Origin of the sequence: Anabaena sp. FACHB-595 (assembly GCF_048568275.1) — a bacterium.
GTDB lineage: Bacteria > Cyanobacteriota > Cyanobacteriia > Cyanobacteriales > Nostocaceae > Trichormus.
Genome location: NZ_CP183473.1, coordinates 2,374,238 through 2,388,037 on the forward strand (window position 1 = coordinate 2,374,238; position 13,800 = coordinate 2,388,037).

9 protein-coding genes, 2 tRNA genes, 3 rRNA genes and 1 pseudogene are annotated in these 13,800 nt (G+C 44.8%); 6 read left to right on the top strand and 9 right to left on the bottom strand.

Annotation, left to right across the window (positions count from 1 at the left end):
* Nucleotides 1–238 precede the first annotated feature (238 nt).
* The 5 genes from ACN222_RS09860 to rrf all read left to right on the top strand — a co-directional run bounded on the left by ACN222_RS09860 (nt 239) and on the right by rrf (nt 5,245).
* A 16S ribosomal RNA gene (locus ACN222_RS09860) occupies nt 239–1,727 on the top strand.
* Between the two features lie 118 nt (nt 1,728–1,845).
* Nucleotides 1,846–1,919, top strand: a tRNA-Ile gene (locus ACN222_RS09865).
* Between the two features lie 86 nt (nt 1,920–2,005).
* Nucleotides 2,006–2,078: transfer RNA gene (locus tag ACN222_RS09870), tRNA-Ala, on the top strand.
* A 162-nt stretch (nt 2,079–2,240) separates the two neighbouring features.
* Nucleotides 2,241–5,068: ribosomal RNA gene (locus ACN222_RS09875) — 23S ribosomal RNA — on the top strand.
* Nucleotides 5,069–5,127: 59 nt separating this feature from the next.
* A 5S ribosomal RNA gene (rrf, locus tag ACN222_RS09880) occupies nt 5,128–5,245 on the top strand.
* The 16S, 23S and 5S rRNA genes sit together here with 2 tRNA genes alongside, the layout of an rRNA operon.
* 69 nt (nt 5,246–5,314) lie before the next feature.
* Here rrf and ACN222_RS09885 read toward each other — a convergent pair.
* From ACN222_RS09885 to ACN222_RS09925, 9 genes and pseudogenes are all read right to left on the bottom strand, one after another.
* Entirely contained in the window at nt 5,315–5,824 is a 510-nt protein-coding gene (locus tag ACN222_RS09885) for a hypothetical protein (RefSeq protein WP_010996148.1), read from the bottom strand.
* Between the two features lie 69 nt (nt 5,825–5,893).
* Entirely contained in the window at nt 5,894–6,676 is a 783-nt protein-coding gene (locus ACN222_RS09890; protein ID WP_010996149.1) for a class I SAM-dependent methyltransferase, read from the bottom strand.
* Nucleotides 6,677–6,698: 22 nt separating this feature from the next.
* Nucleotides 6,699–9,038 (bottom strand): single-stranded-DNA-specific exonuclease RecJ, encoded by a 2,340-nt coding sequence (recJ, locus tag ACN222_RS09895; RefSeq protein ID WP_010996150.1) that lies wholly within the window; start codon nt 9,036–9,038, stop codon nt 6,699–6,701.
* 16 nt (nt 9,039–9,054) lie between these two features.
* On the bottom strand, nt 9,055–9,696 hold the full coding sequence (locus ACN222_RS09900; protein ID WP_010996151.1) for a GNAT family N-acetyltransferase: 642 nt from the start codon (nt 9,694–9,696) through the stop codon (nt 9,055–9,057).
* 72 nt (nt 9,697–9,768) lie between these two features.
* On the bottom strand, nt 9,769–10,641 hold the full coding sequence (locus ACN222_RS09905; protein ID WP_010996152.1) for a PD-(D/E)XK nuclease family protein: 873 nt from the start codon (nt 10,639–10,641) through the stop codon (nt 9,769–9,771).
* A 114-nt stretch (nt 10,642–10,755) separates the two neighbouring features.
* Nucleotides 10,756–11,184: pseudogene (locus ACN222_RS09910) on the bottom strand (transposase); the annotation flags it as partial.
* Between the two features lie 121 nt (nt 11,185–11,305).
* Nucleotides 11,306–11,476 (bottom strand): hypothetical protein, encoded by a 171-nt coding sequence (locus tag ACN222_RS09915; protein WP_010996155.1) that lies wholly within the window; start codon nt 11,474–11,476, stop codon nt 11,306–11,308.
* Between the two features lie 24 nt (nt 11,477–11,500).
* Nucleotides 11,501–12,166, bottom strand: coding sequence for a phosphoribosyltransferase (locus tag ACN222_RS09920; RefSeq protein WP_010996156.1), 666 nt, complete (start codon nt 12,164–12,166; stop codon nt 11,501–11,503).
* A gap of 37 nt (nt 12,167–12,203) precedes the next feature.
* On the bottom strand, nt 12,204–12,611 hold the full coding sequence (locus tag ACN222_RS09925; protein WP_010996157.1) for a DUF2267 domain-containing protein: 408 nt from the start codon (nt 12,609–12,611) through the stop codon (nt 12,204–12,206).
* A gap of 270 nt (nt 12,612–12,881) precedes the next feature.
* Here ACN222_RS09925 and ACN222_RS09930 point away from each other — a divergent pair, with 270 nt between their 5' ends.
* Entirely contained in the window at nt 12,882–13,784 is a 903-nt protein-coding gene (locus ACN222_RS09930) for a Na+-translocating NADH-quinone reductase subunit B (protein WP_010996158.1), read from the top strand.
* The last annotated feature ends 16 nt before the right edge of the window (nt 13,785–13,800 follow it).

Here is a 13,800-nt window from a genome sequence, read left to right on the forward strand (position 1 = left end):
AAAAAAATAAAATCCAAAAAAATTTTGCCAAAAGAGTTGACAAGACTGAGTAGGTTGGATATATTGGATAAGTGCCTGAGAGAGGGGCGCGACGAAGCGCCGCTCGGTAGGGAGCCGAACCTTGAAAATATTATAGTTTGAAAGCTAGTATACGACAATAGCCTGCGTCAAGAAAATAAAAAACACCAGGCTAAGGTGTATAAAGAGAAGTCGAAAAGAGCTAAAAGCAAATGTCTTCAAAACGGAGAGTTTGATCCTGGCTCAGGATGAACGCTGGCGGTATGCTTAACACATGCAAGTCGAACGGTCTCTTCGGAGATAGTGGCGGACGGGTGAGTAACGCGTGAGAATCTAGCTTCAGGTCGGGGACAACCACTGGAAACGGTGGCTAATACCGGATGTGCCGAAAGGTGAAAGATTTATTGCCTGAAGATGAGCTCGCGTCTGATTAGCTAGTTGGTGTGGTAAGAGCGCACCAAGGCGACGATCAGTAGCTGGTCTGAGAGGATGATCAGCCACACTGGGACTGAGACACGGCCCAGACTCCTACGGGAGGCAGCAGTGGGGAATTTTCCGCAATGGGCGAAAGCCTGACGGAGCAATACCGCGTGAGGGAGGAAGGCTCTTGGGTTGTAAACCTCTTTTCTCAGGGAATAAAAAAATGAAGGTACCTGAGGAATAAGCATCGGCTAACTCCGTGCCAGCAGCCGCGGTAATACGGAGGATGCAAGCGTTATCCGGAATGATTGGGCGTAAAGCGTCCGCAGGTGGCACTGTAAGTCTGCTGTTAAAGAGCAAGGCTCAACCTTGTAAAGGCAGTGGAAACTACAGAGCTAGAGTACGTTCGGGGCAGAGGGAATTCCTGGTGTAGCGGTGAAATGCGTAGAGATCAGGAAGAACACCGGTGGCGAAAGCGCTCTGCTAGGCCGTAACTGACACTGAGGGACGAAAGCTAGGGGAGCGAATGGGATTAGATACCCCAGTAGTCCTAGCCGTAAACGATGGATACTAGGCGTGGCTTGTATCGACCCGAGCCGTGCCGGAGCCAACGCGTTAAGTATCCCGCCTGGGGAGTACGCACGCAAGTGTGAAACTCAAAGGAATTGACGGGGGCCCGCACAAGCGGTGGAGTATGTGGTTTAATTCGATGCAACGCGAAGAACCTTACCAAGACTTGACATGTCGCGAATCTTCTTGAAAGGGAAGAGTGCCTTAGGGAGCGCGAACACAGGTGGTGCATGGCTGTCGTCAGCTCGTGTCGTGAGATGTTGGGTTAAGTCCCGCAACGAGCGCAACCCTCGTTTTTAGTTGCCAGCATTAAGTTGGGCACTCTAGAGAGACTGCCGGTGACAAACCGGAGGAAGGTGGGGATGACGTCAAGTCAGCATGCCCCTTACGTCTTGGGCTACACACGTACTACAATGCTACGGACAGAGGGCAGCAAGCTAGCGATAGCAAGCAAATCCCGTAAACCGTAGCTCAGTTCAGATCGCAGGCTGCAACTCGCCTGCGTGAAGGAGGAATCGCTAGTAATTGCAGGTCAGCATACTGCAGTGAATTCGTTCCCGGGCCTTGTACACACCGCCCGTCACACCATGGAAGCTGGCAACGCCCGAAGTCATTACTCCAACTTTTAGGAGAGGAGGATGCCTAAGGCAGTGCTGGTGACTGGGGTGAAGTCGTAACAAGGTAGCCGTACCGGAAGGTGTGGCTGGATCACCTCCTTTTAGGGAGACCTACCCAACTGAGAATCGAAAGCGTAAAGCGAATAGAGGAACAGATGGTCTACTCTAGGTCGGTCGTAGATATTGTCAAAGCTTTCAAACTATGATTTGGTTCGATAATGGGCTATTAGCTCAGGTGGTTAGAGCGCACCCCTGATAAGGGTGAGGTCCCTGGTTCGAGTCCAGGATGGCCCACCTGAAGCAAGTCAAAAGTTAAAAGACAAAAGTCAAAAGTAGTTATTTACTTTTGAATTTTGGATTTTGAATTTTGAATTGTATTTGGGGGTTTAGCTCAGTTGGTAGAGCGCCTGCTTTGCAAGCAGGATGTCAGCGGTTCGAGTCCGCTAACCTCCACATGAAAAGGCAAGCCAAGAAAGAGGAAAAATTCAGCAACTAACGGGAGTTAGACTGCTGGGTAGTACCTAGCCAGAACCTTGAAAACTGCATAAAAACGCGATTAGATTAGCAGGCAGACACAGACAAACTGTGAATGCAGGATAAAACCAATGGAATTGTGGTCAAGCTAATAAGGGCTAATGGTGGATACCTAGGCACACAGAGGCGAAGAAGGACGTGGTTACCGACGAAATACTCCGGGGAGTTGGAAGCAAACATTGAGCCGGAGGTGTCCGAATGGGGCAACCCTAAATACTACCTGTTGAATATATAGACAGGAAAGAGCCAACCCAGCGAACTGAAACATCTTAGTAGCTGGAGGAAGAGAAATCAAAAGAGATTCCCTGAGTAGTGGTGAGCGAAAGGGGAAGAGCCTAAACCAGTTGGTTTACTGACTGGGGTAGTGGGACAGCGATATCGAATCACGGAGACTAGACGAAGCAGCTAAATACTGCACCAGAGGAGGTGAAAGTCCTGTAGTCGAAAGTCAAAGGATAGTAGCTGAATCCCGAGTAGCATGGGGCACGAGGAATCCCATGTGAATCAGCGAGGACCATCTCGTAAGGCTAAATACTACTGTGTGACCGATAGTGAACCAGTACCGCGAGGGAAAGGTGAAAAGAACCCCGCAAGGGGAGTGAAATAGAACATGAAACCATTAGCTTACAAGCAGTGGGAGTCCGATTAAACGGATGACCGCGTGCCTGTTGAAGAATGAGCCGGCGACTTATAGGCACTGGTAGGTTAAAGCGGAAATGCTGGAGCCAAAGGGAAACCGAGTCTGAAAAGGGCGATAATCAGTGTTTATAGACCCGAACCCTGGTGATCTAACCATGGCCAGGATGAAGCTTGGGTAACACCAAGTGGAGGTCCGAACCGACCGATGTTGAAAAATCGGCGGATGAGTTGTGGTTAGGGGTGAAATGCCAATCGAACCAGGAGCTAGCTGGTTCTCCCCGAAATGTGTTGAGGCGCAGCGGTAACGATTATATCTGGGGGGTAAAGCACTGTTTCGGTGCGGGCTGGGAGACCGGTACCAAATCGAGACAAACTCAGAATACCCAGAGCACACGTTGCCAGTGAGACGGTGGGGGATAAGCTTCATCGTCAAGAGGGAAACAGCCCAGACCACCAGCTAAGGTCCCCAAATCATCGCTAAGTGATAAAGGAGGTGAGATTGCCTAGACAACTAGGAGGTTTGCCTAGAAGCAGCCACCCTTGAAAGAGTGCGTAATAGCTCACTAGTCAAGCGATCTTGCGCCGAAAATGAACGGGGCTAAGCGATGTACCGAAGCTGTGGGATTAATTTATTAATCGGTAGGGGAGCGTTCCGTAGTAGGAAGAAGCAGTAGCGGCGAGCAGCTGTGGACGAGACGGAAGTGAGAATGTCGGCTTGAGTAGCGCAAACATTGGTGAGAATCCAATGCCCCGAAACCCTAAGGGTTCCAGAGCCAGGTTCGTCCACTCTGGGTTAGTCGGGACCTAAGGCGAGGCCGAAAGGCGTAGTCGATGGACACAGGGTCAACAATCCCTGACTACTGTATGGGAGCATTATTAGGGACGCATGAAAGATAGCCATACCCTGATTGGTTTGGGAGGAGTTTACGAACTCCGAGTGGTGAAGGATAGTGTCAAGAAAAGCTAGTAATGTGATGAACATATGGTACCCGTACCCGAAACCGACACAGGTAGGGAGGTTGAGAATACCAAGGGGCGCGAGATAACTCTCTCTAAGGAACTCGGCAAAATGGCCCCGTAACTTCGGAAGAAGGGGTGCCCACCTAAGAAGTGGGTCGCAGTGAAGAGATCCAGGCGACTGTTTACCAAAAACACAGGTCTCCGCAAACTCGTAAGAGGAAGTATGGGGGCTGACGCCTGCCCAGTGCCGGAAGGTTAAGGAAGTTGGTCAGGGCGAAAGCTTAAAGCTGACGACCGAAGCCCCGGTGAACGGCGGCCGTAACTATAACGGTCCTAAGGTAGCGAAATTCCTTGTCGGGTAAGTTCCGACCCGCACGAAAGGCGTAACGATCTGGATGGTGTCTCAGAGAGAGACTCGGCGAAATAGGAATGTCTGTGAAGATACGGACTGCCTGCACCTGGACAGAAAGACCCTATGAAGCTTTACTGTAGCCTGGAATTGTGTCCGGGCTTCGCTTGCGCAGGATAGGTGGGAAGCGATGAAGTATTCCTTGTGGGGAATATGGAGCTAACGGTGAGATACCACTCTGGCGAAGCTAGGATTCTAACTTATTTCCGTTATCCGGAAAAAGGACAGTTTCAGGTGGGCAGTTTGACTGGGGCGGTCGCCTCCTAAAAGGTAACGGAGGCGCGCAAAGGTTCCCTCAGCACGCTTGGAAACCGTGCGGCGAGTGTAAAGGCATAAAGGGAGCTTGACTGCAAGACCGACAAGTCGAGCAGGTACGAAAGTAGGCCTTAGTGATCCGACGGCGCAGAATGGAATGGCCGTCGCTCAACGGATAAAAGTTACTCTAGGGATAACAGGCTGATCTCCCCCAAGAGTCCACATCGACGGGGAGGTTTGGCACCTCGATGTCGGCTCATCGCAACCTGGGGCGGAAGTACGTCCCAAGGGTTGGGCTGTTCGCCCATTAAAGCGGTACGTGAGCTGGGTTCAGAACGTCGTGAGACAGTTCGGTCCATATCCGGTGCAGGCGTAAGAGCATTGAGAGGAGCCTTCCTTAGTACGAGAGGACCGGGAAGGACGCACCGCTGGTGTACCAGTTATTGTACCCGCAGTAAACGCTGGGTAGCCAAGTGCGGAGCGGATAACCGCTGAAAGCATCTAAGTGGGAAGCCCACCTCAAGATGAGTGCTCTCACTACAAAAAGTAGGTAAGGTCACGGGCAGAACACCCGTTTATAGGCTTTAAGTGGAAGTGCAGTAATGTATGAAGCTGAGGAGTACTAACAGACCGAGGGCTTGACCTCACAATCTTTGGCATATCGCGTTTTTTGCAGTCTTCAGGGTTTCTGACCCTACAAGTTTTCCTGGTGCCTATGGTGCAGTGGTACCACTCTGACCCCATCCCGAACTCAGAGGTGAAACGCTGCTATGGCTACGATAGTCTAGGGGTTGCCCTATGCCACAATCGCTCGGTGCCAGGTTCTTTAATCTACCAAAAACCCCCTTTTTTTTAAAAAAAGGGGGTTTTTGTTTGGTATTATTGTGATTTGCTATTGATAGCGACGTAACTTGTATTGAGTATTCAACTGAATATTACAGTTCGCAGAAATAGGATTATAGCTACAGGTATAAGAACCTAGTAGGTCTTTTTGATAATTAAATACTCGGACATTGTAACCGTCTCTTCTTGCAGTACTGCCCAGGCGATTTACAAAATCATAACGTTCTAAATAGTCTAACAAGCTCCAAATTTGCTGATTGACAATTAAATCTACTCGTCCAACTTCATTTTCAGTAGCTGGATATGCTATCCAATTATCTAGCAGCTTGTTTTCAGAGTTTTCTTTTGACCACCATAAGCTCGGAGTGGTTAATCCTGATAGGTTAATTGTATTAGCTGTAATTACAGAGTCCTTTGGTTGGGTTAGTAAATCTAGATCCAAAGGTGCGTCTGAAGGTAGAGGTATAGATGTGGTTTGCGCCAGCGATAATGGAATCGGCAAAATGGGAATGGTACTAAGAGTTATGGTTAGTAATAATGGCAATTTGTGTCTAAGCATAACTGAAATTACGTGGCTGGAGACTATATGCTCTAGAGAGAGTAATGTATATTTGTTGATGACTAGCTATTATTGAGCTTTGATAGCGACTATACGGATTCTTCTATAATCTGCTGTCCAAGATTCTTGGTGATAAAGTTTGTTTTGGAGAGTAGCTTCAACCTCACGAATTAATTGTACTTGTTGGTCTGGAGTTAGTCCTGCTAAAAAAGCACTGGCGAACATTTGAATCCAGTTTGCCATGCCGAACTCACCTTCTGCTAAGGTCGTGGGACGGTTAAATAAAGCTGCATAGGTAACATCAAATCCTTGTTTTTCTAGTATATTAACGTATTCACCAATGCTGGGAAAATACCAAGGATTTAGTGCTTGTGGGTTATAAATACCAAGGGTTTCTAAAGCATTGTATAAAGCTTCAATAATGTTTTGTATATTACCCTTACCACCGAACTCAGCTACAAAGCGCCCTCCTGATTTTAATGCTTGATGTATGCTGGCGATCGCTGCTTCTGGTTCTTTTACCCAATGCAGCATGGCATTGGAAAATACGGCCTCTAATGGTTTATCTACTCGAAAGTTTCGCGCATCAGCAACATCGAAATGCAAATGAGGATAGTTTTGTCTAGCCTTCTCAATCATTGTGGCTGCATTATCAGTTCCCAAAACCTCTGCACCAGCCTGGGCAATTTTTTCCGTCAGTTGTCCAGTACCGCAACCTAAATCTAAAATATATTCTCCAGGTTGGGGATTGAGTAATTGCAGCAAGTCTTCGCCATATTGCCATACGAAATCGTGTTTATCTTGATATAAAGTTGCATCCCAAGAATTTTTGGCTGTCACAAAATTATTCATAATTTATGAAATTTAATTCATGTTAAACCCTGTTAACCATTGCCACAATAGTAGACAAAGGTACTTCTGCAAAATATTTCTGCTGAAATTGTTCTTCGCTGATGGTTGCTAAAAATTCTGCAATAGCAGCGTCGGCATTGCTTTCAACTACACTATTAGAACTCCAGATGAATTGCAAAGACCGGTCTTGTCTTGTGACTGTAAATCCCCAATATTTTAAAGCTTTGATGCCTAAAAGTAAGCTTCTGTCGCTAATTTTCAGTTTTTCTAAAATTTGTGTGCGGGTGGCTAATTGATTTGTTCGACTGAGATATTTGGCAATACCAACTAGGGTCAACCAAATTTCTTGCGGTGGTTGCAGATTGGGTTTAGACCAAGCAAGGACTAATTGTTGATTATTGTAGAGCGATCGCCGCCACCAGGCGCGTAAATCATCCCAATTCATGGGGCATTCTTCTAGGATGAGGGACTGGGGATTGGGTACTGGGTATTGGGGATTGGGGAGGTTGCGCCAGTCAAGAATTTGAGTTGAGTGTTGGGTTTTGAGTTCTGAGTTGGGATTGGGACGGAGGGCGATTAATCTGATTTCGTAGCGTTTTTTGAAGGTGTTGTAGTCTAATTCCGCTATGCAATCACATCTACCTATGGGTAATTCATCTTTGTAATGTCCCCACCAAATACCGGGAAAGGGATTTTTGCTGGAGTCGTCACGGATATCAAATTCGGCTTTAATATATTGTACTTTTTTACCTTGCCAATCTTGTTGATTGCGATGCCAAGCATTTTCAAACCAGCAATTTTGAATCAAGAGTTTGGGAACGGGGTTGCCCATACCGCAAGGTTCTAGCAGTTTTAATTCTAAAAATAGCTCTTTACCTAAGTCTGCAACTGTGACTACTATATCTGCTTGTACTGCTGGGGTGAGATTGACACTACCCAAGGTTTGCCGTAGTTGCTGATTAATTGCTTGGGTAAAGAGAGGGATGTTTTCGGCTAACAAACTCAACCCAGCAGCAAAAGGATGACCGCCAAAGCGATGTAATAGATGTGCTTGGTGTTTCACCAATTGGTATAAATCGACGGAATTCACTGAACGGGCGGAACCACGAGCGAGGAGTTGGAGATTAGGGATTGGAGATGGGGAAGAATCCTCCTCATTGCCCAGTCCCTCAGTACTTAACAAGATAGTGGGGCGACCTGTTTCTTGGGCGACTTGTCCAGCGACTAAGCCTAATACGCCTGCTGGCCATTGGGGGTCTTCAAGGACAATGACGCTGGTGGTGGATAAGTCTAACTGAGTGAGTTTTTGGGTGACTTGTGCTTGTACATCTTTCTGTAAAGATTTGCGCCTGGTGTTTGCTAGTTCTGTGACTTCGGCTAATTGATGACAGCGATTGATATCACGACTGGTTAAAAGTTCTACGCAGAAACTAGCATCGCCTTGAATGCGGCTAACGGCGTTAATGCGTGGTCCTAAACCAAAAGAAATATCTGTGGGGCGATCGCCATTCCTTTGGCACAATTCTAATAATCGCCCTACTCCTGGTCTACGCCTGGCGGCTGGTGGTTGTTGAAAATCAGTTTGCAGTCTCTGAATACCCAACTGTGCTAAATAACGACAATCACCACTAAGTTGCACCAAATCAGCGATTAATCCGACTGCAACTAAATCGAGTAAATCTTCTAAAGGATTTTGGGGTACATCAGGTAAGGATTTATAAAGGGCTTCTATTAATTTATAAGCTACTCCCACGCCCGATAAATGAAATAGCTGATGTTCGTTGGGTAAATAACGGGGATTAATAATTGCTGTGACTGGTGGACGTTCTGTAGGTAAGGTGTGATGGTCTGTAACTATGACATCTATACCTAATTTTTGGGCATAGATAATTTCATCAATATTTGTACTACCTGTGTCGCAGGTGACGATTAATGTACAGCCTTGTTTGGCTAAATTAGCGATACCAGATTCATTCAATCCGTGGGATTCTTTGAGTCGATTAGGAATGTAATAATTCAACTGTTGATGTTGCTGAAAAAATTGACCTAAACCATCCCACAAAACAGCAGTCGAAGTAATTCCATCAGCGTCAAAGTCTCCCCAAATGGTAATTTTTTCACCTTTGTTGCGTGCCTGTTGTAATCTTGCCACTGCCAACTGCATCTCTTGAGCAAACTCAAAGGCGCTGGCTGGTTGATAATTTTTAAAGTTAATAAAGGCTGCTAATTGTGATTCTTCTTTTACTCCCCGTTGCCATAGTAATTGTGCTGCATATATCCCTTTAGATGCAGATACATACTTTTTCACTGCTTGAATAAACCATTCTGGTGGCTGTTCAGTTGCTGTTATAATCCACTGCATTGAATTAATTCAAAAACTAAATTGGACTTTGTTCATCATTAATTTGGGTTTCATTGATTAAGGGATTAATGACTACCTCGTTAGCACCTCCATCTGCTTTACGTGCGCGAATGGCAGGACGAGAACGTCTATAACCTGCTCTCTCAGCTTTTTGATGTTCGTAGTCAATTAGTCTGCCATAATATGGATGCTTGCTTAAATTCATTGATAGGAAGATATGTTGGCGGATATTGCCAAAACCTTTGCGGTTGAAAAATTTAACTGCTGGTGTATTTGTGGGGTCAGTATCTACTAGCATAAATCGCGCCCCATCTTCGATCATACGAGCAACGACTTTATCAACTAATTTGTCAGCAACTCCCTGACGTTGAAATTTAGGGTTAACTGCTAGCCATAAAATGTATCCATAAGTCCAAGATGCTTTGGTAATAATAGTTCCTAGAATAAATCCTGCTAGTTCTCCATCTGTCTCGGCAACTAAACAGTACTCTGGATCTGTGTTATATAGTCCAATTACTTCCCATTCATCCCAAGTACGATAAAGGTAAGGATATAAATCACTAGTAAATAGTTCTTCTCCTAAATGATATACAGGGGCGATATCATCTATGCCTAATTCACGCACGTAAATAATATCATTTTCGTCAAAGGTGGCCATAATTTTGTTAAAAAATAGAGGCTAAATTAGTCTATTGACATGGGAAGAGGTATATATTTTAAGTACTTTTTTCTAAAGTGATACTTCTTCAATAGCATCGAGAGCAGGGAAAGATTTATTGATTGCTGGTGCTGTGATTTCCAGAGAATTTGATTCGCTACTATTTAGTTTATGTCCGATTGTCGGTAGGAGACGATCACCAATGGTGGGGCGTAGCCCATCGCATTTTTTAGCAAATTGGCAATAATCACAGGCTTTACTATTTACTGGTACTTGGGGAAATAAAGTCCCTTGTTGATAACTATTCAGCCATTGAGTTAATTGACCTAGTAATTGATGAAGTTTTTTCGCTGTTTGAACGTGTAAATTATTACTATAACTAAATTGAATATTTTGGGGCTTGCCTTGAGATTGTACAAACCAGTAAGTCATAGAAATATTTTCGGGTGAGTATTGGCTAGTTTCAGCTAATACATACATATATAAACGCGTTTGCCAATTCTGGGCTAACTTGCGCTTGTCTGGTGGTTTAGGATATGTTTTCCAGTCGAGAATTTGAGCTTGTTGGTGGTCTGCAATTAATAAATCATAGATAACAGTGAGCAAATAGTCTTGAAATTGTAGAGTGCGGTAGTGTTCACTTTCTCGGAAAATTTGTCTATCGGTTGCTGGGGTGAGAATTTCTGGTGCTGCATTAGCAAAACCAGACATCCAGTTTTGTAGTTGGGTATCAGCTTGCAAGAAACTATCAATTGGCAGACCCATTTCTTGTTGCTGCATTAACAAGTGAAAGCGGCTACCTAAAGTTAGTTTGTCCGTATGGTCGGGATCTGAAGGTGAGTTGAGATGTTCTAAGTGGGTATGTTGAAATTTACGCGGACAGGTTTCGAGTAAATTCAGTTGTCCTTGGGACAGACGTATTAATTGATTGTCAGTTGTCAGCATAATCCTATTTTAGAAGCGATCGCCTGACTATAACTAATAGGATTTTGCCAACAAGGCAATACTGGGGCGTTTGAAGACGTTGAAAATGTTGGACTGTCGCCATGTCATACCAAATTAAATGGTGTTTAGGGCAGATAGGGCATCAAGAATGAAAGAATACCCGGTAATGGACATAATTAATTCTGGAGTTAACTCAGCCAAGAGTTGATCAACTTTGGCTTGGAGTTGATCAAGTGTCTGGAAAGAAGCCCATTTGAGGTCAGCTTTGAGATATCCCCATAAGCGCTCAATGGGATTGAGTTCTGGACAGTAAGGTGGTTGAAACAACAAAAACACATTCTCAGGCACAATCAGCTCCTTGCCTGTATGAAAGCGGCCTTGATCAACTTGAAGAATGTTGAGACTATCTGGATATGCTTGAGAAAATTCATTCAAGAACTGTTGATAGCATTGGGTATCAACATGAGAAAACTGCAAAAAAAAGGATTCTCCTGTTTGAGCCAGTACAGCACTTGCAAGCGTTCCTTGACCTTTGCTGTTTCCGCTTGACGCAACCTTTCTACTAAATTATCCAAGCTTTCCTTTACTTCTATTGATGTCACGCCAACCATCAGTAGAAACATCTAAAAACAACGATTTTCAGTTTACCTCATCTGCCCTGTCTCTAATTTAAATTGGTATGAATTAAACTTTCAGCCATCTCTACAGCCGTTAGAATTAATTCCTGTTCCATTTGTCCATAGCCACCCTCTTCACTAATTTGGGTATAAATGTGGGGATTGGATAGCATAGCTGCTAGCAGTTGGGATGCAGTTTGCTTTAATTCATTATTCATGTTGATTATCAAGAAACAGCGTTTCTAATTCCCAGACAATAATGGCTCATGGTTATTGTTAGCTTTGTTTAATAACTCTCTAACTTCATCATCCGTAGTTTGTGGAAACTTCTCATACCACATACCTACGCTATAAAATGGACTGGGTGTATTAGCGCAGAAGATTTTTTCCACCTTGCTTTGCATTTCCTCACAGGTTTCCGGTGCAGCAACCGGCACAGCAATCACAATTTCTTTGGGTTGTTGTTGTCGAACAGCAATTATAGCAGCCCACATAGTTGCACCAGTAGCTAAACCATCATCTACTAAAATCACTGTTTGTCCTTTTAGATTGGGAAAAGGGCGATCGCCTCGATACATACTTTCCCTTCTTTCTAGTTCCCTTTCTTCTTGGACTGCAACTCTGGCAATGACTTCATCGGAGATTTGAATGTCATTGACAATACTTTGATTTAGTATCCGTACACCACCAGAAGCGATAGCCCCCATTGCTAATTCTTCATTGTCTGGTACACCCAGTTTACGCACTACCAGCACATCCAAGGGAGCATTTAAAGCCCTAGCCACTTCAAAACCAACAGGTACACCACCTCTAGGTAAGGCTAAAACCAACACATTGGAGCGATTAGCATAATCTGCTAATTTTTTAGCCAAAACTTGACCTGCTACTGTCCGATCTTTAAATAGCATGGTGTCACACTCCTGGTGGTTTACCTCAATTCACTGTTTAAGTATTAAATCGCATCTTTCCTTGACTTCCTGCCTCAAACAAAGGATCAAATTCTGATGGCAGTTGAGAACGAAGATCATCAATTTCCCCTGAGCTGATAGCCTCAGTCAAGACCTCAATCACCGCACGAGCATGATGCACGGCTTGTGGTAGTTCTACCCCTTCTTTGAGACTAATTCGCTGAAAAAACTCATCTAAAGAAAAGCGTATTCCAGCGCCTGCGTCTTGGTGTTGCAGATATTGAGCAATTCCTTTAGGTAGTTGAGCCGCAGCGTTATTCGGTTCGTTTCCAGCTAAACGTTCGGCTAATGTTTCTAAAGTAGCACGGGTGGCTACTTCAGCATCACCCCGCGAACTGAGATGGGCGCGATGTTGCACCTGTCCAATAAACTCATCGTGCTGCATATTGCCTCCAGATAGGTTTCTGAGAGTTTTACTGCTAGCTAACCTGAGCTGATTGTAAAAAGCCTGAAATTAAATATCCTCTGACTAACGAAGCGACTCTCCATTCTAGTTCTCTACCTAATGGGTGAGTTAGACCAATGCAAAATTAAGAAACAATAACTCCCCAAACAAAGCTTGACTTGTAACAAAATCTGTAACGGCAATATGATTTAGGTTTGAACTCGCTTAGATTAAGGGAAAATCTAGGGGAAATCCCTGAATAAAGGGTTAATGTTGCTCAAAGATATACGGGATTATCAAATTATTTTTCTGAGCTTGTTTCTCATACTAGGGATTAGTACAAGGGACTGGACATTGCGACCGGAATTAATAGGAGTAGCGATCGCCACCTGTCTATTAACACAATGGCTATTGTCGCTGGTGAAACAAGGCAGGGGGCAGGGGGCAGGGGGCAGGGGAGAAGAAATGTCTCCAAGCCCTACTTCCTATTGCCCATTCCCTGAAATAAATCTCCGCAGTGCGTTGATTACCTCCTTGGGACTAAGCTTATTGTTGCGTGCTGACCATTGGACAACAATGGCTTTAGCCGCAGCTAGCGCGATCGCTAGTAAATTTGTTTTTCAAGTCAACAATAAGCATTTCTTCAACCCGGCTAATTTTGGCATCATCTCTGCCTTGGCTTTAACTCCTGATGCTTGGGTTTCCCCTGGTCGGTGGGGTGAAGAGTGGTGGTATGGGCTGTTATTCGTTGGTGCTGGTGGCATGATTTTACAGCGTATCGGTCGCTGGGATACAACAGCCGCTTTTTTAGGAAGCTACTCGTTACTAGAAGCCATGCGTAATCTCTGGTTGGGCTGGACTTGGGATGTTTATTGGCATCGATTGATGAGTGGGTCTTTATTGCTGTTTGCCTTATTTATGATTACAGACCCCCGGTCAATTCCTAATGCCCGAATTGGGCGGATTGTTTGGGCATTTAGCATTGCCATTTTCACGTTTATTTTGCGGAACTATTTCTTTGTTCCCACCGCAGTTTTTTGGGTATTGTTCGCCTTTGCACCTTTGACCATTTTCTTTGATGTTCTCTGGTCAGCCCCACTGTTTTCTTGGTTGGGGGAGTCACCCCCGTCACTTCGTGACGAGAATTCAAAATTAAAGAATTCCTGTCCCTAATATTCCTCATCTTTTC

What these genes read in the sequence shown, in the direction of transcription:
- ACN222_RS09885 (WP_010996148.1), bottom strand. Translation starts at nt 5,824, where the DNA reads ATGCTTAGACACAAATTGCCATTATTACTAACCATAACTCTTAGTACC.
- ACN222_RS09890 (WP_010996149.1), bottom strand. Translation starts at nt 6,676, where the DNA reads ATGAATAATTTTGTGACAGCCAAAAATTCTTGGGATGCAACTTTATAT.
- recJ (WP_010996150.1), bottom strand. Translation starts at nt 9,038, where the DNA reads ATGCAGTGGATTATAACAGCAACTGAACAGCCACCAGAATGGTTTATT.
- ACN222_RS09900 (WP_010996151.1), bottom strand. Translation starts at nt 9,696, where the DNA reads ATGGCCACCTTTGACGAAAATGATATTATTTACGTGCGTGAATTAGGC.
- ACN222_RS09905 (WP_010996152.1), bottom strand. Translation starts at nt 10,641, where the DNA reads ATGCTGACAACTGACAATCAATTAATACGTCTGTCCCAAGGACAACTG.
- ACN222_RS09915 (WP_010996155.1), bottom strand. Translation starts at nt 11,476, where the DNA reads ATGAATAATGAATTAAAGCAAACTGCATCCCAACTGCTAGCAGCTATG.
- ACN222_RS09920 (WP_010996156.1), bottom strand. Translation starts at nt 12,166, where the DNA reads ATGCTATTTAAAGATCGGACAGTAGCAGGTCAAGTTTTGGCTAAAAAA.
- ACN222_RS09925 (WP_010996157.1), bottom strand. Translation starts at nt 12,611, where the DNA reads ATGCAGCACGATGAGTTTATTGGACAGGTGCAACATCGCGCCCATCTC.
- ACN222_RS09930 (WP_010996158.1), top strand. Translation starts at nt 12,882, where the DNA reads ATGTTGCTCAAAGATATACGGGATTATCAAATTATTTTTCTGAGCTTG.